The organism is Pseudomonas sp. GD03862, from assembly GCF_029840855.1.
Classification (GTDB): Bacteria; Pseudomonadota; Gammaproteobacteria; order Pseudomonadales; family Pseudomonadaceae; genus Aquipseudomonas; species Aquipseudomonas alloputida.
In genome coordinates, this window is the sequence record NZ_JAOCDI010000062.1 from 1 (window position 1) to 22410 (window position 22410).

Genomic DNA, 22410 nt, shown 5'->3' on the forward strand with positions numbered 1-22410 from the left:
GTCCAATCGCGCCAGCTTTCAGAAATTGAGCAAGACAGTTGCTCCCACAAGGTCCGCGCCGGGCTTGAGGAATATGCAGTATCAAGCCTGGCGCATCCGCAAGCTTCGCCACAACGCCGCTGTCATCAGCACACTCACCACCGCCCAGCCCCAGGCCTGCTGGTTCTCCAGCCCTTCGACGAACAACTGCGGCGCCACCCCGGCGCCGACGATGAACGCCAGCAACGCCACCTCCGCCCGCCGCGCCCGCACTGGCCACAGCACATACACCAGCGCCGGCAACGCCAGCGCTGCGCTGGGGAAGCTGCGGTAGCGCGGGTCGAACACCATTGCCAGCATGCTCACCGCCGCAGCGAAGCCCGCCGCCAGCAACAGCCAGCCGGCTCGCTCCTGCAGCCAGGCGAACAAGCGTTCACGCCAGCCGGCCCGCCGCGTCAGCGCCAACAACGCGTGGGCCAGTACCAACAGGTTCAGCCCGGCCAGCATCAGTGCCCACAACCATTCCCCGGCAAAGCGCGCATGGGTACGCATCAACTCGCCCCACAGGCCCAGGCAAGCGGCGCCAAACGCTGCCAGCAGTGGCAGCAGCAAGGCGGCCATCGGTGTAGCGGGGCGCCCGGCCAGCACCAGCATGATCACCATCAGCACGGTGCTGGCCAGCAACCACTGCGGCCAGTCATGCAGGTTGCTCACGGGCCCTTCGAGCACGCCCTTGTCCTGCCGGTCCGCGTCGTATAGCCCCCAGTAACCACCCACCGCGCCCTCATTGGCGCGTTTCCAGGGCTGATCGAAGGCTTCGATCAGGTTGTAGTGCCAGCCATTGCGCTCGGCCATGGCCACGAAGCCACGGATGAAGCGCGCCTCATTGACCCGGCTGGGCACCGCCGTTTCGCGTTGGCGGCCTTCGCTGGGCCAGCCGGTTTCGCCAATCAGTATGTCCTTGGGCGCGAAGCGTGTGCCGAACACCCGGCGCACATCGGCAACGTGGGCCAAGGCATCGTCGATGCCACGCGGGTCGTCCTCCCAGTAGGGCAGCAGATGGATGGTCAGGAAGTCCACTGCCGGGGCCACCTGCGGGTGCTGCAGCCAGAATTCCCACACATCGGCGTAGGTCACTGGCACCTTGACCTGGCTCTTCACCCGCGCGATCAATTTGGCAAGGTGGGCACCGGTCACCTCCTTGCGCAACAGTGTCTCATTGCCGACGATCACCGCGCTGACCACGTCAGGGTTGGCGTTGGCAGCAGCGATCAGCAGGTTGATTTCCTTCTCGGTGTCGGCCGGGTGGGCGTTCACCCAGGCGCCCAGCATCACCTTCAGCCCATGCTTGCGTGCCAGCGCCGGGATTGCCTCAAGACCGCTCATGGAATAGGTACGGATGCACTGAAACCGCTCGGCCAGTAACGCCAGGTCGGCGTCCATCCGCGCTGGGCGCAGGCGAAACGGCTGGTCGTAAGGCGACTGGTCTTTGTCAAACGGCGTGTACGAAGCGCATTGCAGCTTGTGCGCAGGGCTGGCCGCATCGGGCAGGTGCACAGGCTTGCCCAGCCCGTACCAGAGCCCCCCCAGCCCGACCAGGGCCAGCAGGCAGGCAAGCAGGTACAACGGCAATAACAGGCGGCTACAACTGGGCATGTGGCGGTCCATCGTCTGGCACAAAAGGTTAGATAGTAGCCCGGCGCCAAACCTTTGGCATGCAAGGATCGCGCAGGCCGAGGCAGGCCGATGGCGCTAATGGCATAGTGCTGTCGCATATGGGGCGGGTGCAGGTCGCAGCTGGATCAGGTCGACTTGTGTTGCAGGAAGATGATGCAATCTCCAAGACCTGACGAGGGGATGCTTTGATGGCAACTTTGAAGAAAATGCGACGTTTCCTGGGTGTGGGCACCGCCCTGGTAATGGCCATGAGCACTGCACAGGCTATGGCCAAAGAAGTAAGCATTGGTTACGTGGATGGTTGGGCCGACAGCGTTGCGACCACCAACGTGGCCGCCGAAGTAATCAAGCAAAAACTCGGCTATGACGTGAAGTTGCAGGCCGTGGCCACGGGGATCATGTGGCAGGGTGTGGCAACTGGCAAGCTCGATGCCATGTTGTCGGCCTGGTTGCCGGTGACCCATGGTGAGTACTGGGCCAAGAACAAGGACAACGTGGTCGACTACGGCCCGAACTTCAAGGACGCCAAGATCGGCCTGATCGTCCCCGAGTACGTCAAGGCAGTGAGCATTGCCGACCTCAAGACCGATAACAGCTTCAAGGACAGGATTGTTGGCATCGACGCAGGCTCCGGTGTGATGCTCAAGACCGACCAGGCGATCAAGGACTATGGCCTGACCAGTTACAAGTTGCAGGCCAGCTCGGGTGCGGCGATGACTGCGGAACTGGGCCGTGCCTATGCCAAGCAGCAGTCGATTGCGGTGACCGGCTGGGTTCCGCACTGGATGTTCGCCAAGTGGAAGCTGAAGTTCCTCGAAGACCCGAAAGGCGTATATGGCGCGGCAGAAACCGTGAACAGCATCGGCAGCAAGGAACTGGCCACCAAGGCACCGGAAGTGGCGGAGTTCCTGAAGAAGTTCAACTGGCAGTCCAAGGACGAGATTGGCGAGGTGATGCTGGCGATCCAGGAAGGGGCCAAGCCTGAAGCGGCCGCCAAGGACTGGGTCGCCAAGCACCCTGATCGTGTGAAGGAGTGGACTGGCAAGTAATAACCTTCCAGGGCCAATAGGGTTTCTTCGCGGGTAAACCCGCTCCTGCTAGGAGCGGGTTTACCCGCGAACGGGTCATTACTTTGTTACGCAATCGGTAAAACACCGTTGCATCTAAGACTAAGGTCGTCTGGTTGGCGTCCATCGGCAGCATAAAGTAAGGGTGTGGGTTCCATCCCGTATCTGTGCTGCTAGGACAAAAACAATGAACGACAGCATTTACCTCTCGATACAAAACAGCCCCCGTTTCAAGGAGCTGGTCACCAAACGCGAACGGTTCGCCTGGATTCTCTCGGCGATCATGCTCGGCCTGTACTGCGCCTTCATCCTCCTGATCGCCTACGGTCCTCATGTGCTGGGCGCCAAGCTCAGTCCTGAGTCATCGATTACCTGGGGCATTCCCCTGGGCGTCGGCCTGATCGTTTCGGCATTCGTCCTGACCGCCATCTACGTACGCCGCGCCAACGGCGAATTCGATGAGCTGAACAAGGAAATCCTGAAGGAGGCGCAACAATGATTCGCCAAACCAAAGCCCTGGCCGTACTGGCCTGCGGAGCCTTCGCACCCGCCGTGTGGGCCGCCGATGCCCTGACCGGCGAGGTGCAGAAACAACCGCTGAACGTTTCCGCCATCGCCATGTTCGTGGCCTTCGTCGCCTTCACCCTCGGCATCACCTACTGGGCCTCCAAACGCAACAAGTCGGCATCGGATTACTACGCTGCCGGGGGCAAGATCACCGGCTTCCAGAACGGCCTGGCGATTGCTGGCGACTACATGTCGGCCGCCTCGTTCCTGGGTATTTCCGCGCTGGTGTTCACCTCGGGTTACGACGGCCTGATCTACTCGATCGGCTTCCTGGTTGGCTGGCCGATCATTCTTTTCCTGATTGCCGAACGCTTGCGCAACCTGGGCAAGTACACCTTCGCCGACGTGGCCTCGTACCGCCTCGGGCAAAAGGAAATCCGCACCCTGTCGGCCTCCGGTTCGCTGGTCGTGGTGGCGTTCTACCTGATCGCGCAGATGGTCGGCGCCGGCAAGCTGATCGAGCTGCTGTTCGGCCTGGACTACCATGTGGCGGTGATCCTGGTGGGTATCCTGATGTGCCTGTACGTGCTGTTCGGCGGCATGCTGGCCACCACCTGGGTACAGATCATCAAGGCTGTGCTGCTGCTGTCCGGTGCCAGTTTCATGGCGCTGATGGTCATGAAGCACGTGGGCTTTGACTTCAACACGCTGTTCTCCGAAGCGATCAAGGTACACGCCAAGGGCGAGGCGATCATGAGCCCCGGTGGCCTGGTCAAGGACCCGATCTCGGCATTCTCCCTGGGCCTGGCACTGATGTTCGGTACTGCCGGCCTGCCGCACATCCTGATGCGCTTCTTCACCGTCAGTGACGCCAAGGAAGCGCGCAAGAGCGTGCTGTACGCCACCGGCTTCATCGGCTACTTCTACATCCTCACCTTCATCATTGGCTTTGGCGCGATCCTGCTGGTCAGCACCAACCCGGAATTCAAGGACGCCGCAGGCGCTCTGCTGGGCGGCAACAACATGGCCGCGGTGCACCTGGCCAATGCGGTGGGTGGCAGTGTGTTCCTCGGCTTCATCTCGGCGGTAGCCTTTGCCACCATCCTGGCAGTGGTGGCTGGCCTGACCCTGGCTGGTGCCTCGGCAGTGTCCCACGACCTGTACGCCAGCGTCTGGCGCAAGGGCAAAGCCAACGACAAGGACGAGATCCGCGTATCGAAGATCACCACTGTCGCTTTGGGTGTGCTGGCGATCGGCCTGGGGATTCTGTTCGAGAAGCAGAACATCGCCTTCATGGTCGGCCTGGCGTTCTCCATTGCGGCCAGCTGCAACTTCCCGGTACTGCTGCTTTCGATGTACTGGAAGAAGCTGACCACCCGCGGTGCCATGATCGGCGGCTGGCTGGGCCTGGTGAGTGCGGTGACGCTGATGATCCTTGGCCCGACCATCTGGGTACAGATTCTCGGCCACGAGAAGGCAATCTACCCGTACGAGTACCCGGCGCTGTTCTCGATGGCCATTGCCTTCGTCAGCATCTGGTTCTTCTCGGTCACCGACAAGTCCAAGGCGGCTGAGGATGAGCGCGCGCTGTTCTTCCCGCAGTTCGTGCGTTCGCAGACTGGCCTGGGTGCCAGCGGGGCGGTCTCGCACTAACGTCAATCCCCTGCATTGAAAAACGCCCCGCCTGTCGGGGCGTTTTTTATTTTATGCAGTCAGAAACAGCCTACATACATAGTGAGGCTCTGCCCATAAAGTTCCCTCATGTCGTAAGTGCATCTATAGATGCCGGCACATTTGGGGAATATTCAATGAAGTTACGCTGTTTAATCACCTTCGCTTTCCTTGGCGTGGCGGGCGCTGCAGGGGCAAAGGAAATACCGCAGGACATCAGTGTCCAGGCTGTCGTGTCGGCACCTGAATTTCAGGTGAACTCGGTTGGCAATTGGTGGGAAGACGTACTTCAGGCTGAATATGACCCGGACCGGGGCGTCTTCAAGCAAATCGAAAAAGAGGTGTTTGTAAAAAGCACCTACGGCCCGATTTACGCGAAAACAGACCGTTCGGAGTATCGGTTCACACGGGTGGGCGGTGCGGTAGCGCCCCGTCGATACCACATCATGTTGAATCGCAAAAAAATGGGCACGGCACCGGTTGAAATCATCAGTGCTGCTGAAGCTGCTCAGGGAAAAAACATTCAATTCAGGTTCTATCCGATGGCGGAATCGTCGTCGACTCGCATGCCTGGTACTTACACTACGCAAGCCACCTTGATGTTTGAAACAGGGGCGCCCTGATTCGCAATTTCATTCGGGCGCCCCAGGGCGCCCGCTATTTGATGTGCAACCGTTAAAGGAAGTTTGATGTGAAATCCTATGTATTGGCTGTCCCGTTCCTTGCATTGTTTGCCGGTGCCGCTGTCGCGTCCGCCCCTGAGCCGATCACCCAGAGTATTTCAGTGACGGCGATCATTCCCGGGAATGATTTTTCAGTGGCCCCCGTAGGGGACTGGCTGGAGAAAGGCGTGACGCTTGAATATGAGCAGGAGCGCGAAGACTTCAAGGCGGTCAGTGAAAAGTTCTCGGCACAGAGTGATGTCGGCGCTATTCAGGCCCACCTGCTGCACACAGCATCGCTGCAAGACCCACAAACCGACCAGAAGATTGATCTTATCATCACTGTCGGGGATAAAAAGTTGGAGTTGACGCCCGCGGAGGTCATGAGCGCGGAAGATGCTAAAGCTGGCAATGATCTTCCCATTACGTTTAAGGCCATAAAGCCCGACAATGGTTATCTGAAGGGTGAGTATGCCGGGACAGTGAGCGTGTTGTTTGAAACTTCCTCCACCAGCCTTTGATTGAAGCAGTGCCGCCTGCCTCAACTTACTGGATGTTTACCAGTGTAGGGGCAGGTGTTGAAGTGGATTGAATCATGTTCCAGTTTGCTGCACCCGGCCGCGCACTCGCTGTCTGGCTGCTGGGTGCTGCCTGCATTATGCCCCTCGAAGTGTTGGCCGAGCGCGCGTCCAGTGCCATTGACCTGAATACATTCGGGCGTTTGCCAGAAGACTTCGAGGCGCACTTTTTCGATGTGCCGCTTGCCGTGCGAGTGGAGCTTGATCAACGCTACCTCGGTGATGCCATGGTGGTATTGAGCCGTGATAACCGTGTGCAGTTGCTGACGTTTACCGACACTGAGCAGAGCGCAGAGCCGGCCACGCTCAGGCAGTTATGGCAACAGCGCCTGGAGGGCGGGCGCATGCTGGGCGACTGCCTGCAAAACTGCCCGGACGGGTTGCAGGCTATCCATTACAGCCTGGCCAATTCCCAGTTGTCATTGCTGACGTCCAATGCCGAGAAGCGGGAGCAGGACGCGCTCTTCCACCGCCTCCCGGAGCAGAGTGACGCTGGGTTGCTGCTGCGTAACCAGCTCAACCTGGTCAATGATGGCAATCAGACCACGGGCAGAATCGGCCTGCTCGGTCAGGGCAACCTGCATAATTGGACGACGCTTGCCGATGCACGCGTGGATCGTAGCCCATCTGAGCAAGGCGATATGCGTTACCGCATGAACCAGCTTTACGCGGAGCGCCTGCAGGAAGAGCATTTCTTTCGGCTGGGTTACTTCTCCACTGGCGCACAAGGCCTGGTGCGCCAGCCATCGCTACTCGGGCGCCGCCCTGATAGCACGCTTGGCTTGATGCTGGGCAGCAGTGACAGCCTGCTGGTCGACAATGGCCAAGCCAGCGCCATCCCCGTCTACGTCACGCCGAACCGCCCGGGTATCGTCGAAATCTATCGCAATGGTTCGCTGATCAACAGTCAGCCGGTACAGCCGGGTTTGCAAGCGATCGACACGCGGGTATTGCCCGGCGGCATCTATGATGTGGAGCTGCGTTTGCTCGAAGACGGCCTGGAGACCTCGCGCAGCGAAGTGTCCATCTACAAGCCCAGCCGGTGGCAGAACATGGATAACCGCTGGCGCTACAACCTGTACCTGGGCCAGCAGGTCGAGCTGCTGAGCAACTCGGATGGCAATCGTGAACAGAGCCCGGTGTTCGGCGCCCTTTCCAACTACCTGATGCATCCTGCTGCGGTGCTGGGGTTGTCAGTGCAACAGGTCGATGCTGACCTGCAGTTGGGGACCTCGCTGGACTGGGACGTGCATGAGCGGTTCAAGCTATACGCCAGCCTCAATCAGACCCAGGGCCTGGGCAACGGCGGCGATCTGCAGTTGACCTACACCCACCCTTGGGGCTCGTTGTTGCTGAGCCACAACCAGACCTGGCTGGAGCCTGGCAGTAGCGGTCGCGACGATACTTCCCAGCGCCAGGTGCGCAGCCGCACCGCTTTTTCGATCAACCAGCGGGTAACCGCGCGCAGTTCAGCGACGCTGCGCCTGGAACACAGTGCGGGCTCGGCAAGCGGCCTGGGTGCCGACCTGAGCTGGGCGTTCTTCGGGAAACTGCGGGGGCATCAGAGCAGTGTTCGCCTGTCACTTTTCGACAGGCCTGGAACGCGCAGCAGCGCCGGTGTCCGCAGCCGCGGCGTCAACGTTGCTGTAAGCATGAAGCTTGAGCGCGATGGCAGGCAGCTTGGGGTCGATGTGGGTAGCCGCGCCTCGCGTGAGGGAGGCAATGACCCCTACGCTTCGCTGTGGTATCGGCAGAACGTCGACCTGGGCCCCGTGCACAGCCTGGGGGGCAGCGCGACGCTCGACGGCTATGGCACCAGCCTGGCGGCCAATGGGCGGTTCCACAGCCAGGCGCTGCAGGGCGATGCCTATGCCCAGAGTTCCTCTTTCAACAATAACCTCAGCGGTGGCCTCAACCTGGAAAGCACCCTGGCGCTGGGCGCCGGGAAGCTGACCATGGGGGGCAGCAACCTGCCGCTCGAAGCCGGCTTGATCATCGATGTCGGAAGCGATCTGCACGGTGTGAAGCTGCGCGCCAACGATGGCCAGGGCATGAGTGCAGTGCTGCACCCCGGGCGCAATATCGTGCCGGTGACGGCGTTCAAGTCTGGCCATGTGCGCTTCGACTTCGACACGAAGGACGTGCCGCCAGCACAGATCCAACCCCTCGCTGTGGACTATCACCTCAACCGCGGTGGGGTGGGGTACCACACAGTGAAGGTCATGCGAACGGTCACCGTGTTTGGCCGGCTGCTCGACGGGCAAGGCCAGCCACTGCACGGCGCGCATGTGGTCAATGACGCCGGGCGCACGGTTGTCGAGGTGGATGGCTATTTCAACGTCGAAATGAGTGAGTCACGGCCCACCTTGGAAATTCGCCATGACGCGGCAGGTAGCTGCCTTCTGACATTACCGCCGGACAACTTTGATCGCGAGGATGACCTGCTGATCGTGGGTGATCAGCGGTGTGTGCCCAGTGTGGGCTGAGCCGGCTTTCGGCATGACGCTGTAGAGGGCCCGATTCCCGGGTCGATGGATTGGATGTTGAGTAAACAGAGGTTGAAGATGCACAGGTTCACATTTCACTTGTCACCCTTGTTGTTCGTTGCGCTGATGCTGCCGTGGTTTGCCCAGGCCGGGCCACAGCTGGATGTCGGCGCGCTCTATGACTACCTCGAGCCAGGCAAGGGCACCTATGCCAAACGCATCTACAACCGGGGGGACAGTACAGCGTTCGTCAAGGTCAGCGTGCTGGAGCTGGTCTACGACGGCCAGGCCGAACCCCGTGAGGTGGAAGTCGATGAGCTGCCCTTCGACCAGCGCAGCGTTGTTGCGAGCCCTGCGCGGATGATCATCCCGGCACGCGGCATGCAGGCCGTGCGGTTGCTGTATCGCGGTGAACGAAACCAGGAGCGTTACTACCGGCTGCGCTTCGTCCCGGTGGTGCCGGAACAGGATGACAGCTTCGCACTGGATGAAACGGAGCTTGACGCTTACCGCAAGGAACTCAGTGCCGGTGTGCAGTTTCTGGCCGGCTACGGCACCATTTTGATTACCAAGCCTGCTGCCACGCGGTATCAGACCTCGATCGAGCGAGCCGGTGGGAAATGGACCGTGCGCAACGAGGGCAATGCCACGGTGCTGCTCGACAACGTCCAGGTCTGTGTGCTGAACGAGGACGAGTGTGAGCCTCCGGCCAAGCACCATCTTCGTCCTGGACGTACGCGCGAGTTCGTCGAGAAGCCCGGTGTCGAATACCGCTTCGAACAGGTGGAAGGCGATGCGCGCAAAGCCATGAACTTCAAGGCAGAGTGAGAGGTAGGGGCATGTTTCGCAAGTGTGCAATGCTGGTACTGCTGTCTGGCGTGTTCGGCTCATCGTGGGCGCAGGCGGCCGACATTACGCTCAAGCTGCGTTACCGCGGCGAGACCCGGCAATTTGAAAACCTGACACCCCGGTCATCCCCTGTCTGTACTCAGTTGCCGCAGCTTTGTGGCGATCCGCTGCAGGATCTGCTGGATGTGGAGGTCGAATACTCGAAAACAGTCGATGGCGAAGGCACCGATGGCTTCTACCTCTCGGCCCCTGTCCAGCCAACTGCGCTACTGATGGTGCGTGACAAGACCGGCGAGCAAGTCAGCATGGACTTTGCCATTACCCACCTGGGCGGTGCGGTAACTTCGGACGATGGGGCACCTACGCTTGCGGCGCGCACGGGCCTGGACTCGAGTGGTTGCCAGGTTGCGTTGGCGAGCGCGGCGCATCGCCTGTTTCTGTGGTCGCCAGCCAGCAACGGGTGCTGGGCCAACCTCAACGCGGCGAATGCGAGCACTTACCATGTGAGTCACCTTACGCTGGGCTACAGGCTGAAGACGCCTTTGCCGGCGAGCTTGAAGTCGGGCGTGTACCGAGGGCGCGTGGTCTATTCGATAGGCCCCGACAGGGATATTGGCCTGGGTTCGAGCCGAACGGTCGCCGGGCTCACGGCCGATTCAGTGGCGATCAACGTCGAACTGGAGGTGGTGCATGACCTTGAGGTGCGTTTTGAGCCGGGTTCCGAGCAGGTGGTACTGGTGCCGCAGCAGGCGCACGGGCCTGGGAGCCGAGGACGGGGTGTGGCAGAGAAACTGGAAAAAGACGTGGGCTTCAGCCTGACTGCCAGTGGGCCATTCAACGTCTGGGCGCAGTGCAGCACCGGGCTGGATAGCACGTGCAATCTACGGTCGGCCAAGGGCCATGGCATACCGCTGTACCTGGCCATGACCTTGCCAGGGGTTTCCTACAATGGCCGTTCGCTCTATCGGCAGGCAATGACCTTTGGCGGAGCTGAGAACGCCATGAGCCTGGAAGTCCCGCCAGAGGGTGTGACCGGCAGCCAAGGGCAGTTGCATTTCCATGTATACCCTCGCGGCCACACCCAGAAACAGGACATGTTGCCTGGTATCGAGTATCAGGCCGTCGTGACAATGGTGTTCGATGCGAACCTGTAGAATGGCAACCGGGTGGTGTGACCCGCTTGCCATTCACCTCACGTGACTGTTTGAAGTGGCTATCCGCAGCGCGTCATATCATCCCAAGCAACAGTAATACCAACAGAATCACCAACACCACGCCGATTATGCCGGAAGGGCCATAGCCCCAGCTGCGCGAGTGGGGGAAGACCGGTAAGCCACCGATCAGCAGCAGAATCAGGATGATGATAAGGATCGTGGTCATGTCAAAGTCCTTGCGTGATTAGGGGGCAAGAGCCTGAGATTGCTGGCCTCTCGATAATTCGGACCGGTGCGGGTTGGTAAAGATTCCATCCCCGTGCAGCCGTCTACCCAATCATGCCCGCCCATTCACTGCCCTGATGAATCCTCCCGGATGGCGACGCCTTGATTAGACTCTCCGGACTACCTGTCAGAACAAGGCCTGCGACCATGCAAAAACGCATCATGATCACCGGCGCCGGGTCTGGCCTCGGCCGCGAGATCGCCCTGCGCTGGGCCCGTGAGGGCTGGCGCCTGGCATTGGCCGATGTCAACGAAACCGGCCTGCGCGAAACGCTGGAGCAGGTTCGCCAGGCCGGTGGCGACGGCTTCGTCCAGCGCTGCGATGTGCGCGACTATAGCCAGCTGACGGCCCTGGCACAGGCCTGCGAAGCGAAGTTCGGTGGGGTCGATGTGATCGTCAACAACGCCGGCGTCGCTTCGGGCGGGTTCTTCGCCGAACTGACGCTAGAGGACTGGGACTGGCAGATCGCGGTCAATCTGATGGGCGTGGTCAAGGGCTGCAAGGCCTTCCTGCCGCTGCTGGAGCGCAGCAAGGGGCGCATTATCAACGTCGCCTCGATGGCCGCACTGATGCAGGGCCCGGGCATGAGCAACTACAACGTGGCCAAGGCCGGTGTGCTGGCCTTGTCGGAAAGCCTGCTGGTGGAGTTGCGTCAGGTGGAGGTGGCGGTGCACGTGGTGTGCCCGTCGTTCTTCCAGACCAACCTGCTGGACTCGTTCCGCGGGCCGAACCCGGCGATGAAGGCGCAGGTGGGCAAGCTGCTCGAAGGTTCGCCGATCAGTGCGGCGGACATTGCCGACTATATCCATCAGCAGGTCGCTGCAGGCGAGTTCCTCATCCTGCCCCATGAGGCAGGGCGCCAGGCCTGGCAACTGAAACGCCAGGCCCCTGAGCGGCTGTATGACGAGATGGCCGAAATGGCGGTGAAAATGCGGGCAAAAGCCCCGTCGCGATGATTGGTCTGTAGGAGAAGTTACTCAAAAGTGTAAGAGGCTTCTGAATCGTAGTGGAGCTATTGAGTAGCTGAATACCTACGGGGCAGGCTCCGGTTTTCCCTTTCGCAGGAGGATCGGAACATGCTGGTAATAGGGCGCGAAGTAGGGGAGGTCATCGTGATTGGCGATGACATCCGGATCATGGTGGTAGAGACCCGGGACGGCGTGGTGCGCTTTGGTGTGGCTGCTCCGCGTGAGGTGCCGGTGCATCGAGCCGAAGTTTACAAGCGCATCAAGGCGTCCAAGCAGAGCAAGGCCTGAAGAGGCCTGGCCTGCTATTCGAGCAGCTCGCGGGGCACATCATGCTTGGCCAGCAACTGGCATTGCTGGCTTTCCAGGTCGAACAGGATGAAAGCCTGGCCTTTGGCCAATGCCTGGCGTACCCGCAGCACGCGGGTTTCCAGCGGTGTGTCGTCGCCATTGTCAGTGCCGTCGCGGGTGACGAAGTCCTCGATCAGGCGGGTCAGGGTTTCGGCTTGCAATTGGTCGTAGGGGATCAGCATGGTCGGGCGGTGTCTGAAATAGGTATGGGCATGCTACGCGAAACATTCGAGGTGTTGGGGCCGCTTTGCAGCCCCAAGTGCGTTTAGCCTTTGTTTCCGACCAGGCTGTCCACGGCCGGTACCCGCGTGTCGCTCTCCATCTGTGCATCATGCTCCAGCTGGTGGCTGAAGCGCTCGAGCGATGCATTGGCCGGCTGCGAGTCGCTGGCAAATACGGGCGGGCTCAGCAGGTAGGCTGACAACAACCGGCTCAGCGCTGCCAGGCTGTCGATATGGGTGCGCTCGTAACCATGGGTGGCATCGCAACCAAAGGCCACCAGCGCGGTACGAATATCATGCCCGGCAGTCACCGCCGAATGGGCATCGCTGAAGTAATAGCGGAACAGGTCGCGCCGCACCGGCAAGTCATGGTCGCCGGCCAGTTTCAGCAGGTGCCGGGACAGGTGGTAGTCGTAAGGCCCCGACGAGTCCTGCATGGCCACACTGACCGCATGCTCGCTGGAAGCCTGCCCAGGCGCCACCGGGGCGATGTCGATGCCGACGAACTCGCTGACGTCCCAGGGCAGGGCGCCGGCTGCACCCGAGCCGGTCTCCTCGGTGATGGTGAACAGCGGGTGGCAGTCGATCAGCGGCTGGCGACCGCTTTCCACCACGGCCTTCAATGCCGCCAGCAATGCCGCTACGCCAGCCTTGTCGTCCAGGTGACGGGCACTGATGTGGCCGCTTTCGGTGAACTCGGGCAGGGGGTCGAAGGCCACGAAATCACCAATGCTTACGCCCAGTGCCTCACAGTCGGCGCGGGTGGCGCAGTAGGCATCCAGGCGCACTTCCACGTGGTCCCAGCTGATCGGCATCTGGTCGATCGCCGTGTTGAAGGCATGCCCGCTGGCCATCAGCGGCAGCACGCTGCCACGGAATACCCCGGTATCGGTGAACACGCTAACCCGGCTGCCCTCGGCAAAACGGCTGGACCAGCAGCCGACGGGCGCCAGGGCCAGGCGGCCATTGTCCTGCAACTGACGCACGCTGGCGCCGATGGTATCCAGGTGGGCAGAGACGGCGCGGTCGGGGGTGGCCTGCCGGCCTTTGAGGGTGGCGCGAATGGTGCCGCGGCGGGTCAGCTCGAAGGGGATGCCCAGTTCGTCAAGGCGTTCGGCCACGTAGCGCACGATGGTGTCGGTGAAGCCGGTGGGGCTGGGGATGGCGAGCATTTCCAGCAGCACGCGTTTGAGGTAGTCGAGATCGGGTTCGGGGTGTTGCTCGGACATGGTTGGGGACTCCTTTACTCCTGTGCCGGCCTCTTCGCGGGTAAACCCGCTCCTACGGGTACAGCGCCGTCTTCGCGGGTAAACCCGCTCCTACAGGTGCAGCGCTGCCTTCGCGGGTAAACCCGCTCCTACAGGTACTGCGCCACCTTCAAGGGCGGTGATATCCCTGTGGGAGCGGGCTTGCCCGCGAAGAGGCCGGCACGGGTTTACGCCAAAGGCCGGCTATGGGGAAACAGCAGGTCGATAAAACGCTCGGCCGTGGGCTGCGGTTCATGGTTGGCCAGGCCAGCACGTTCGTTGGCCTCGATGATCACGTACTCCGGCTGCCCGGCATCACGCACCATGAAGTCCAACCCCACCACCGGAATTTCCAGTGCCCGTGCCGCACGCACGGCAGCATCGGCCAGCACCGGGTGCAAGCTTTCGGTGACGTCCTCCAGGGTGCCGCCGGTGTGCAGGTTGGCTGTACGCCGCACGGCCAGGCGCTGGCCGGCCGGCAACACGTCGTCATAGCCAACGCCCGCTGCGCGCAAGGTGCGCTCGGTTTCGTCGTCCAGCGGAATGCGACTTTCGCCACCGGTGGCGGCCTGGCGGCGACGGCTCTGGGCTTCGATCAACTGGCGCACGCTGTGCTTACCGTCGCCCAGCACCTGCGCCGGGTGGCGGATGGCGGCGGCCACCACCTCGTAGCCGATCACCACGATGCGCAGGTCGAACCCGGCATGGAAGCTTTCCAGCAGCACGCGGCTGTCGAACTGGCGGGCATGCGCCACGGCACGGGTGATGTCGTCGATGCAGGTCAGGTTCACCGCCACGCCCTGGCCTTGCTCGCCATCGACCGGTTTGACCACCACCGCGCCATGCTCTTCGAGAAACGCCAGGTTGTCATCGGCATTGCCCGCCAGCTGTTGCGCGGGCACCTGCAGCCCGGCGTTGTGCAGGGCGTGCTGGGTCAGGCGTTTGTCCTGGCACAGGGTCATGGTCACGGCACTGGTCAGGTCGCTGAGCGATTCCCGGCAGCGAATGCGCCGCCCGCCCAGGCTCAGGGTGAACAGGCCGCCAGCGGCGTCGTCCACCTGCACTTCGATGCCCCGGCGCAGCGCCTCGTCGACGATGATGCGTGCGTAGGGGTTGAGGTCGGCTTGCGGGCCAGGCCCGAGGAACAGTTGCTCGTTGATACCGTTTTTGCGCTTGACTGCGAAGGTGGGCAGGTTGCGAAAACCCAGTTTCTGGTAAAGGCGCTTGGCCTGGCGGTTGTCGTGCAGCACTGACAGGTCCAGGTAGGCCAGGCCACGGCTCATGAAGTGTTCGATCAGGTGGCGCACCAGCACTTCACCCACGCCGGGGCGGGTGCAGTGTGGGTCCACCGCCAGGCACCACAGGCTGCTGCCATGCTCGGGGTCATCGAACGCCTTGGTGTGGTTCAGGCCCATGACGCTGCCGATAATCGCGCCGCTGTCTTCGTCCTCTGCCAGCCAATACACCGGGCCACCCAAGTGCCGGGGGGTAAGCAGCTCGGCGTCGACGGGGAGCATCCCGCGCGCCTGGTACAGCGTGTTGATCGCCTGCCAGTCGGCGGGGTTCTGTGCCCGGCGCACGCGGAAGCCGCGAAATACCCGCTGCGCCGGGCGGTAGTCGGTGAACCACAGGCGCAGGGTGTCGGACGGGTCGAGGAACAGCTGCTGGGGGGCCTGGGCCAGCACCTGCTGCGGTGCGGCCACGTACAGGGCGATGTCGCGTTCGCCCGGGTGCTCGTCGAGCAGATCCTCGGCCAGGGAAGCCGGGTCGGGGTAGGTGTGGCCTATCAGCAGCCGGCCCCAGCCGCAGTGCACGGCACGCGGTTGGTCGTGAGGCTGGCTGCCGTCGCCGGCCAGGCGCGCTTGCAGGCGCTCGTAGGACGGCGCCTGGCCGCGCAGCAGGCGCTGACCATAAGCGATTTCATGGGCTTTCATCGGTCAGATTCCTTGTTCGCTCAGCCACAGGTTCAGCGCCGCCAGTTGCCACAGCTTGGAGCCGCGCAATGGCGTCAGCTGGCCGTGTGGGTTGCTCAGCAGGCGGTCGAGCATGGCCGGGTTGAACAACCCTCGGTCCTGGCTGGGGTCGGTCAACAGTTCGCGTACCCAGCCCAAGGTGGCACCTTCCAGATGCTTCAGGCCCGGTACCGGGAAGTAACCCTTCTTGCGGTCGATCACCTCATGCGGGATCACCCGTCGCGCTGCCTGCTTGAGCACCTGCTTGCCGCCGTCGGGCAGCTTGAAGCGGGCGGGAATGCGTGCCGACAGTTCCACCAGGCGGTAATCGAGGAACGGCGTACGCGCCTCCAGGCCCCAGGCCATGGTCATGTTGTCCACCCGCTTGACCGGGTCGTCGACCAGCATCACGGTGCTGTCCAGGCGCAGCGCCTTGTCCACGGCAGCCGGTGCGCCGGGGCGCGCGAAGTGTTCGCGCACGAAGTCGCCGGCGGCGTCGGTTTCCAGCAGCCAGGGTGCCTGCACGGTGTCGCGGTATTCGGCGTGGCTGCGGTCGAAGAACGCCTCACGGTAGGCCGCATAGGCATCGTCGGCGCCGTCCACCTGCGGGTACCAGTGGTAACCGGCGAACAGCTCATCGGCACCCTGGCCGCTCTGTACGCCCTTGCAGTGCTTGGCCACTTCCCGCGACAGCAGGTAGAAGGCGATGCAGTCGTGGCTGACCATCGGCTCGCTCATGGCGCGGAAGGCGGCCGGCAACTGGTCGATGATTTCGTGTTCGGCAATGCGCAACTGGTGGTGACGGGTGCCGTAGTGTTTGGCGATCAGGTCCGAATACTGGAACTCGTCGCCGCGCTCGCCGCCGGCATCTTCAAAGCCGATGGAGAAGGTCGACAGGTCGTCAACGCCCACTTCGCGCAGCAAGCCGACCAGCAGGCTGGAGTCGACGCCGCCGGACAGCAACACACCCACATCGACGGCTGCCCGTTGGCGGATTGCCACGGCGTCGCGCGTGGCGTCAAGTACGCGAGTGGTCCAGCCTTCCAGATCAAGTTCACGCTCGTCCGGGTTGGGGCCGTACTTCAGCTGCCACCAGGTCTGGCGTTCCACTTCGCCATGGCGGTCGATGCGCATCCAGGTGCCGGGCTCCAGCTTCTGCACATTGGCCAGCAGGGTGCGTGGTGCCGGTACCACGGCGTGGAAGTTCAGGTAGTGGTTGAGGGCCACCGGGTCGAGCATCGGGTCGATGTCGCCGCCCTTGAGCAGTGCCGGCAGGGTCGAGGCAAAGCGCAGGCGCTCGCCGTTGCGCGACAGGTACAGGGGTTTGACGCCCAGGCGGTCGCGGGCCAGGAACAGGCGCTGGTTGTCGCGCTCCCAGATGGCCAGGGCAAACATGCCGTTGAGCTTGGGCAGCAGCGCCGCGCCCCAGGCGTGGTAGCCCTTGAGCAGCACCTCGGTGTCGCCGTCGGACCAGAAGCTGTAGCCCAGCGCTTGCAGTTCCTCGCGCAGTTCGGGGAAGTTGTAGATGGCACCGTTGAAGGCCAGCGACAGGCCCAGCGTATTGTCGACCATCGGCTGCGCCGAGCCGTCGGACAGGTCCATGATCTTCAGGCGCCGATGGCCCAGGGCGATCGGGCCCTGGCTATGGAAGCCCCAGGCATCCGGGCCTCGCGGGGCCAGGTGATGGGTAATGCGCTCTACCGCAGCCAGGTCGGCTGGGCGAGGGGCTTGGTCGATGGGGGTGAAACGTAACTCTCCTGCTAATCCGCACATAAGTCCTTACCGGTTTTTCCGTTGGGGAGGTGATGCCCCGGATTAGGGCACCTTAAGGAACTGACCTATGTGCTTTTCGAGAGTTTTAGAATGTTTGGTTATATGTGGCCGGGCAGGCAACCTGATGCAATCATTTCCCCCGGATCAACCGGCGCAATCCAAACCGGTTCGGATGGCAAGCCTCCGCCACCGCCCGCGGCAATGGCAGCGGTTCCCCACATACCCAGGCCGCCACCAGCTCGCCACTCAACGGCGCCGTGATCAACCCGCGTGAGCCATGCCCGCTGTTCACATACAACCCGCCCAGCCAAGGGCAGGGCACATCCGGTACTTGCCGCGCATCCCGGCCCAGTACTGCATAGGCTTCGGCAAACGCCTGCCCGTCCGCGATGGGGCCGACGATCGGCAGGTAATCCGGGCTGGTGCAACGGAACGCAGCACGTCCCTGCAATTGCTCGGGGTCCAGTTCAGCCACAGCCAGCCGTTGCGCCAGATCGACGGAAATTTCGTCCAGCAGCGCCAGGTTGCCCTGGTGCTCGGCCACTGTTGGCGCAAGGTCTTCGCTATGGAAGTCAAAACTGGCGCCCAGTGTATGTTCACCCTCGCGCGGCGGTGCCACATAGCCTTCCGCGCACACCACGGTGCGCAGTGCCTGGCTGCTGGCGGTGGCCGGCAAGCGGGTGATCTGCCCGCGGATGCGCTTGAGTGGTAACTGCGCGCAAGGTTCGAAGCGCAGCACATCCGCCGCGCCGGCCAGGACCACCACTGGAGCGCGGGCTAACAGCTGGTCGCCAGCCCAGGCTTGCCACTGTTCATCCACTTTGCGCAGTTCGAGCACTTCCTGGTGCGTCACCAAATGAATACCAGGGTGCTGCAACTGCTGCTGGCACAGCGCCGGCGGGTGCACCCAGCCACCTTCGGGGTAGAACAACCCGCCGCCAGGCAACGCCACGCCGGCGATGGCTTCGGCCTCGGCGCGCGCCAGGCAGTGCAACAAGCCGGGGTCGAAGGCGGCAGCCAGCTTGCCCTGGCGTTCGGCCTCCTTGCTGTCGAAAGCCAGTTGCAGCACCCCGCAGGCATCCCAGTCACGGCCACGCTGCAAGCGCTGCAGCTGGCGCCGGGTGTAGCCGAACCCGGACAGGATCATCTGCGACAGTGCGGTGCCATGGGCAGACAGCTTGAGGTACAGCACCCCTTGCGGGTTGCCCGAAGCCTCCTGGGCGGGGGCTTCGTGGCGCTCCAGCACGGTTACCTGCCAGCCGCGCCGGGCCAGGCTGGCGGCGCTGCTGCTGCCGGCAAGTCCGGCACCGACCACCAGCGCCTCGCGCGGCCCCTGTGGCACAGCGGGGCGCGCGTACCAAGGCGCGCATGGGCCGGGCAGGGGGCCGACGTAGGCGCCGCTCATCACCTCCCACTTCTTGCCGATGCCTGGCACCTTCTTCATGGCGAAGCCGGCTTCGACCAGGCTGCGACGTACCCAGCCGGTGGTGGTGAAGGTACCCAGCACCGTGCCCGGATGCGATAGCCGCGCCAGTTGTGCAAACAGCTCCGGAGTCCACATGTCGGGGTTCTTGGCGGGGGCGAAGCCGTCGAGGAACCACACATCGATTTGCGCATCGAGTTGCGGCAGCTGTTCCAGCACATCGCCTATCAACAGGGTCAGGGTGACCCTGCCACCGGCGAAGGTGAACTGCTGAAAGCCCGGGTGCACCGCCACGTATTGCTCCAGCAGCGGCTCGGTATAGGCGGCCAGTTCAGGCCACAGGCGCACTGCGCGGGCCATGTCGGCGTGGTCGAGGGGGTACTTCTCGACGCTGACGAAGTGCAGGCGCGCGTCGCTGTGTGCGTGCTGGTCGAACAGCTGCCAGGCGCAGAAAAAATTCATGCCGGTGCCAAAACCGGTTTCGCCGATCACCGTGCAGGCGTGCGGCGCCAGGTTGGCAAAACGCTCGGCCAGGCGGGTCTGGCCGAGGAACACGTGCTTGGTTTCTTCGATGCCTTCGTTGACTGCGAAATAAACGTCGTCATAGTGCCGCGAATGGGGGCGGCCCTGGTCGTCCCAGTCGATCTGGGCGTGCTGGAGGAGGGTGGGCATGGTGGGCTCGGTTGCAGCGGATGGCGGGATTTTATGCCATCCGGCTGAGCTGTGGGAGCGCGTTCATTGGTGAAGAGGTCAATACAGGCCGAAATGAAATCCGCTAGTCTTGCTTATCCATTGAAGGAGCCAGTGCATGTTCGAATCTGCCGAAATCGGCCACAGCATCGACAAGGAGGCTTACGACGCCGAGGTACCCGCTTTACGCGAGGCCCTGCTCGAAGCCCAGTACGAACTCAAGCAGCAGGCGCGTTTTCCAGTGATCGTGCTGATCAACGGCATTGAAGGCGCCGGCAAGGGTGAGACGGTAAAACTGCTCAACGAGTGGATGGACCCGCGCATGATCGATGTGCTCACCTTCGACCAGCAGACCGACGAAGAGCTGGCCCGCCCACCCGCCTGGCGCTATTGGCGGGCCTTGCCACCCAAGGGGCGAATGGGTGTGTTCTTTGGCAACTGGTACAGCCAGATGCTGCAGGGGCGGGTGCACGGGGTGTTCAAGGATGCCGTGCTCGATCAGGCCATTACCGGTGCCGAACGCCTGGAGGAGATGCTGTGCGATGAAGGTGCGCTGATCATCAAGTTCTGGTTCCACCTGTCCAAGAAGCAGATGAAGGCACGGCTGAAATCGCTCAAGGACGATCCGCTGCACAGCTGGAAGATCAGCCCGCTGGATTGGCAGCAGTCGCAAACCTACGACCGCTTCGTGCGCTTTGGCGAGCGCGTGCTGCGCCGCACCAGCCGCGACTATGCGCCATGGCACATCATCGAAGGGGTAGACCCGAATTACCGCAGCCTGGCGGTGGGGCGCATTCTGCTGGAAAGCCTGCAAGCCGCGCTGGCCCACAATCCCAAGGGCAAGCACCAGGGCAACGTGGCTCCATTGGGCCGCAGCATCGACGACCGCAGCCTGCTTGGCGCCCTGGACATGACCTTGCGCCTGGACAAGGCCGACTATCAGGAACAGTTGATCACCGAACAGGCCCGTCTGGCCGGCCTGCTGCGCGACAAGCGCATGCGCCGGCACGCCCTGGTGGCGGTGTTCGAAGGCAACGACGCCGCCGGCAAGGGGGGCGCCATCCGCCGCGTGGCGGCGGCGCTGGACCCGCGTCAGTACCGTATCGTGCCGATTGCCGCGCCGACCGAAGAAGAGCGCGCCCAGCCGTACCTGTGGCGGTTCTGGCGGCACATCCCGGCACGGGGCAAGTTCACCATCTTCGACCGTTCCTGGTATGGCCGGGTGCTGGTGGAGCGGGTGGAAGGCTTCTGCAGCCCCGCTGACTGGATGCGTGCCTATAGCGAGATCAACGACTTTGAAGAGCAGTTGGTGGATGCCGGCGTGGTGGTGGTCAAGTTCTGGCTGGCGATCGACCAGCAGACCCAACTGGAGCGCTTCGAAGAGCGTGAGCAAATTCCGTTCAAACGCTACAAGATCACCGAGGATGACTGGCGCAACCGCGACAAGTGGGACGAATACTCCCAGGCGGTGGGTGACATGGTCGACCGCACCAGCAGCGAGATTGCCCCTTGGACGCTGGTGGAGGCCAATGACAAGCGCTGGGCGCGGGTGAAGGTGGTGCGGACCATCAACCAGGCGCTTGAGGCGGCGTTTGCCAAGCACAAGAAATAGCTGAAGGTGAGGTTGCCTGTTCTGGCCTCTTCGCGGGTAAACCCGCTCCTACCGGGGATCGCGCGCTGAGCTGCGCCCCGGATGTTGGACAAAAAATCCAACACCGGAGCGCAGCTCACGCTCCCGTAGGAGCGGGTTTACCCGCGAAAGGGCCAGCACAGGCAACACCTCCCCCCAGCCATGCCCCAAAAGAATGACCTGATGAATTCTTTTCTCGGCACTCTCCACCGTCTCTGTCCTCCAACCCCGTAGAATTCAACAACCCCCACCACGGGCTTGATCGAGGATTTTATGCACACCACTTCTGGCCGCTGGGGCTATGGGCTGTTCCTGGCACTTCTGACAGCGCTGCTCTGGGGCATCCTGCCGATCAAGCTCAAGCAGGTACTGCAAGTAGTCGATCCGATCACTGTCACCTGGTACCGCCTGCTGGTCTCCGGCGGCCTGCTGTTCGCCTGGCTGGCGGCTCAGCGGCGTTTGCCGTCCATACACAAGCTGGCGCCCAGGGCCAGGGGCCTGGTGCTGGTTGCGGTGCTCGGCCTGATGGGCAACTACGTGCTCTACCTGATCGGTCTCAAACTGCTTAGCCCGGGCACTGCACAACTGGTGGTACAGATCGGCCCGGTGCTGTTGCTGGTGGCCAGCGTGTTCGTGTTCCGCGAGCGCTTGAGTGTGGGGCAGGGCATGGGCCTGTTGGTGATGCTGGCAGGCTTTGGCCTGTTCTTCAACCAGCGCCTGGAAGAGCTGCTGACTTCGCTGGGTACCTACACCACCGGCGTGTTGACCATCTTGCTGGCGACCAGCATCTGGGTGTTCTACGCCCTGAGCCAGAAGCAGTTGCTGACCGTGTGGCACTCGCAGCAGGTGATGATGGTGATCTACCTCAGCTGCGCTGCGTTGCTGACACCTTGGGTGCACCCGCTGGAGGCCTTGCAACTGACCCCGGTGCAAGGCTGGCTGCTGCTGGCCTGTTGCCTGAACACCCTGGTGGCTTACGGCGCGTTCGCCGAAGCGCTGGCGCACTGGGAGGCGTCGCGGGTAAGTGCCACGTTGGCGCTGACCCCGCTGGTGACCTTTGTTGCGGTAGCGCTGGCAGCATGGGTGTGGCCTGAGTATGTGCATGCCGAGGACATCAATGCCCTTGGCTATTTGGGGGCGGTCACGGTGGTGTTCGGTTCGGCGCTGGTGGCGCTGGGGCCCTCGCTGGTGGCGGGTTGGCGGGCCCGCAGGGCGCGGTTGGCCTAGGTCTGTCGATTGCCT

General features: G+C 62.5%; 19 protein-coding genes. 12 read left to right on the forward strand and 7 right to left on the reverse strand.

Annotation, left to right across the window (positions count from 1 at the left end; all coding sequences use genetic code 11):
* Positions 1-81 precede the first annotated feature (81 nt).
* Entirely contained in the window at positions 82-1647 is a 1566-nt protein-coding gene (locus N5D53_RS25490; RefSeq protein ID WP_190870054.1) for a beta (1-6) glucans synthase, read from the reverse strand.
* 197 nt (positions 1648-1844) lie between these two features.
* Here N5D53_RS25490 and N5D53_RS25495 point away from each other — a divergent pair, with 197 nt between their 5' ends.
* From N5D53_RS25495 to N5D53_RS25530, 8 genes are all read left to right on the forward strand, one after another.
* Entirely contained in the window at positions 1845-2705 is an 861-nt protein-coding gene (locus N5D53_RS25495; RefSeq protein WP_014592048.1) for a glycine betaine ABC transporter substrate-binding protein, read from the forward strand.
* Positions 2706-2910: 205 nt separating this feature from the next.
* Positions 2911-3222 carry a DUF485 domain-containing protein gene (locus N5D53_RS25500; RefSeq protein ID WP_010952786.1) on the forward strand — a complete coding sequence of 104 codons (312 nt, stop codon included), beginning with the start codon at positions 2911-2913 and terminating at the stop codon, positions 3220-3222.
* Positions 3219-4883 carry a cation acetate symporter gene (locus N5D53_RS25505; protein ID WP_012053405.1) on the forward strand — a complete coding sequence of 555 codons (1665 nt, stop codon included), beginning with the start codon at positions 3219-3221 and terminating at the stop codon, positions 4881-4883. Before N5D53_RS25500 ends, N5D53_RS25505 begins: the two co-directional genes overlap by 4 nt.
* Before the next feature lie 155 nt (positions 4884-5038).
* Positions 5039-5524: a hypothetical protein gene (locus N5D53_RS25510; RefSeq protein ID WP_104962379.1), complete on the forward strand. Its 486-nt coding sequence runs from the start codon at positions 5039-5041 to the stop codon at positions 5522-5524.
* Positions 5525-5592: 68 nt separating this feature from the next.
* Positions 5593-6084 (forward strand): CS1 type fimbrial major subunit, encoded by a 492-nt coding sequence (locus tag N5D53_RS25515; RefSeq protein ID WP_104962378.1) that lies wholly within the window; start codon positions 5593-5595, stop codon positions 6082-6084.
* 74 nt (positions 6085-6158) lie between these two features.
* Complete coding sequence (locus N5D53_RS25520) at positions 6159-8627, forward strand: CS1-pili formation C-terminal domain-containing protein (protein WP_190870055.1); 2469 nt, start codon at positions 6159-6161, stop codon at positions 8625-8627.
* Positions 8628-8681: 54 nt separating this feature from the next.
* Positions 8682-9455, forward strand: coding sequence for a hypothetical protein (locus N5D53_RS25525; protein ID WP_064491538.1), 774 nt, complete (start codon positions 8682-8684; stop codon positions 9453-9455).
* A gap of 11 nt (positions 9456-9466) precedes the next feature.
* Positions 9467-10630 carry a hypothetical protein gene (locus N5D53_RS25530; RefSeq protein WP_104962376.1) on the forward strand — a complete coding sequence of 388 codons (1164 nt, stop codon included), beginning with the start codon at positions 9467-9469 and terminating at the stop codon, positions 10628-10630.
* Positions 10631-10703: 73 nt separating this feature from the next.
* On the opposite strand, the gene N5D53_RS25535 is transcribed toward N5D53_RS25530, so the two are convergent.
* Entirely contained in the window at positions 10704-10856 is a 153-nt protein-coding gene (locus N5D53_RS25535) for a DUF3309 family protein (protein ID WP_003252624.1), read from the reverse strand.
* 206 nt (positions 10857-11062) lie between these two features.
* Between N5D53_RS25535 and N5D53_RS25540 the strand changes: the two genes are divergently transcribed.
* Positions 11063-11872: an SDR family oxidoreductase gene (locus N5D53_RS25540; protein WP_190870056.1), complete on the forward strand. Its 810-nt coding sequence runs from the start codon at positions 11063-11065 to the stop codon at positions 11870-11872.
* Between the two features lie 120 nt (positions 11873-11992).
* Positions 11993-12172: a carbon storage regulator CsrA gene (csrA, locus tag N5D53_RS25545; protein ID WP_004575804.1), complete on the forward strand. Its 180-nt coding sequence runs from the start codon at positions 11993-11995 to the stop codon at positions 12170-12172.
* A gap of 14 nt (positions 12173-12186) precedes the next feature.
* Here csrA and N5D53_RS25550 read toward each other — a convergent pair whose 3' ends face one another.
* The 5 genes from N5D53_RS25550 to mnmC form a co-directional block, all read right to left on the reverse strand.
* A complete protein-coding gene (locus N5D53_RS25550) occupies positions 12187-12414 on the reverse strand; it encodes a YheU family protein (RefSeq protein WP_004575803.1) in 228 nt (75 codons plus the stop codon).
* Between the two features lie 83 nt (positions 12415-12497).
* Positions 12498-13682 (reverse strand): osmoprotectant NAGGN system M42 family peptidase, encoded by a 1185-nt coding sequence (locus N5D53_RS25555; protein ID WP_104962374.1) that lies wholly within the window; start codon positions 13680-13682, stop codon positions 12498-12500.
* A 206-nt stretch (positions 13683-13888) separates the two neighbouring features.
* A complete protein-coding gene (ngg, locus tag N5D53_RS25560) occupies positions 13889-15634 on the reverse strand; it encodes an N-acetylglutaminylglutamine synthetase (protein ID WP_266024550.1) in 1746 nt (581 codons plus the stop codon).
* Between the two features lie 3 nt (positions 15635-15637).
* Entirely contained in the window at positions 15638-17425 is a 1788-nt protein-coding gene (locus N5D53_RS25565; RefSeq protein ID WP_104962372.1) for an N-acetylglutaminylglutamine amidotransferase, read from the reverse strand.
* A 130-nt stretch (positions 17426-17555) separates the two neighbouring features.
* A complete protein-coding gene (mnmC, locus tag N5D53_RS25570; protein ID WP_266024547.1) occupies positions 17556-19520 on the reverse strand; it encodes a bifunctional tRNA (5-methylaminomethyl-2-thiouridine)(34)-methyltransferase MnmD/FAD-dependent 5-carboxymethylaminomethyl-2-thiouridine(34) oxidoreductase MnmC in 1965 nt (654 codons plus the stop codon).
* 136 nt (positions 19521-19656) lie between these two features.
* On the opposite strand from mnmC, the gene pap reads away from it, so the two are divergent.
* Both pap and N5D53_RS25580 read left to right on the forward strand, forming a co-directional pair.
* A complete protein-coding gene (pap, locus tag N5D53_RS25575; protein WP_010952792.1) occupies positions 19657-21150 on the forward strand; it encodes a polyphosphate:AMP phosphotransferase in 1494 nt (497 codons plus the stop codon).
* A 291-nt stretch (positions 21151-21441) separates the two neighbouring features.
* Entirely contained in the window at positions 21442-22395 is a 954-nt protein-coding gene (locus N5D53_RS25580) for a DMT family transporter (protein WP_279841024.1), read from the forward strand.
* Positions 22396-22410: the final 15 nt, after the last annotated feature.

What these genes read in the sequence shown, in the direction of transcription:
- N5D53_RS25490 (WP_190870054.1), bottom strand. Translation starts at nt 1,647, where the DNA reads ATGGACCGCCACATGCCCAGTTGTAGCCGCCTGTTATTGCCGTTGTAC.
- N5D53_RS25495 (WP_014592048.1), top strand. Translation starts at nt 1,845, where the DNA reads ATGGCAACTTTGAAGAAAATGCGACGTTTCCTGGGTGTGGGCACCGCC.
- N5D53_RS25500 (WP_010952786.1), top strand. Translation starts at nt 2,911, where the DNA reads ATGAACGACAGCATTTACCTCTCGATACAAAACAGCCCCCGTTTCAAG.
- N5D53_RS25505 (WP_012053405.1), top strand. Translation starts at nt 3,219, where the DNA reads ATGATTCGCCAAACCAAAGCCCTGGCCGTACTGGCCTGCGGAGCCTTC.
- N5D53_RS25510 (WP_104962379.1), top strand. Translation starts at nt 5,039, where the DNA reads ATGAAGTTACGCTGTTTAATCACCTTCGCTTTCCTTGGCGTGGCGGGC.
- N5D53_RS25520 (WP_190870055.1), top strand. Translation starts at nt 6,159, where the DNA reads ATGTTCCAGTTTGCTGCACCCGGCCGCGCACTCGCTGTCTGGCTGCTG.
- N5D53_RS25525 (WP_064491538.1), top strand. Translation starts at nt 8,682, where the DNA reads ATGTTGAGTAAACAGAGGTTGAAGATGCACAGGTTCACATTTCACTTG.
- N5D53_RS25530 (WP_104962376.1), top strand. Translation starts at nt 9,467, where the DNA reads ATGTTTCGCAAGTGTGCAATGCTGGTACTGCTGTCTGGCGTGTTCGGC.
- N5D53_RS25535 (WP_003252624.1), bottom strand. Translation starts at nt 10,856, where the DNA reads ATGACCACGATCCTTATCATCATCCTGATTCTGCTGCTGATCGGTGGC.
- N5D53_RS25540 (WP_190870056.1), top strand. Translation starts at nt 11,063, where the DNA reads ATGCAAAAACGCATCATGATCACCGGCGCCGGGTCTGGCCTCGGCCGC.
- csrA (WP_004575804.1), top strand. Translation starts at nt 11,993, where the DNA reads ATGCTGGTAATAGGGCGCGAAGTAGGGGAGGTCATCGTGATTGGCGAT.
- N5D53_RS25550 (WP_004575803.1), bottom strand. Translation starts at nt 12,414, where the DNA reads ATGCTGATCCCCTACGACCAATTGCAAGCCGAAACCCTGACCCGCCTG.
- N5D53_RS25555 (WP_104962374.1), bottom strand. Translation starts at nt 13,682, where the DNA reads ATGTCCGAGCAACACCCCGAACCCGATCTCGACTACCTCAAACGCGTG.
- ngg (WP_266024550.1), bottom strand. Translation starts at nt 15,634, where the DNA reads ATGAAAGCCCATGAAATCGCTTATGGTCAGCGCCTGCTGCGCGGCCAG.
- N5D53_RS25565 (WP_104962372.1), bottom strand. Translation starts at nt 17,425, where the DNA reads ATGTGCGGATTAGCAGGAGAGTTACGTTTCACCCCCATCGACCAAGCC.
- mnmC (WP_266024547.1), bottom strand. Translation starts at nt 19,520, where the DNA reads ATGCCCACCCTCCTCCAGCACGCCCAGATCGACTGGGACGACCAGGGC.
- pap (WP_010952792.1), top strand. Translation starts at nt 19,657, where the DNA reads ATGTTCGAATCTGCCGAAATCGGCCACAGCATCGACAAGGAGGCTTAC.
- N5D53_RS25580 (WP_279841024.1), top strand. Translation starts at nt 21,442, where the DNA reads ATGCACACCACTTCTGGCCGCTGGGGCTATGGGCTGTTCCTGGCACTT.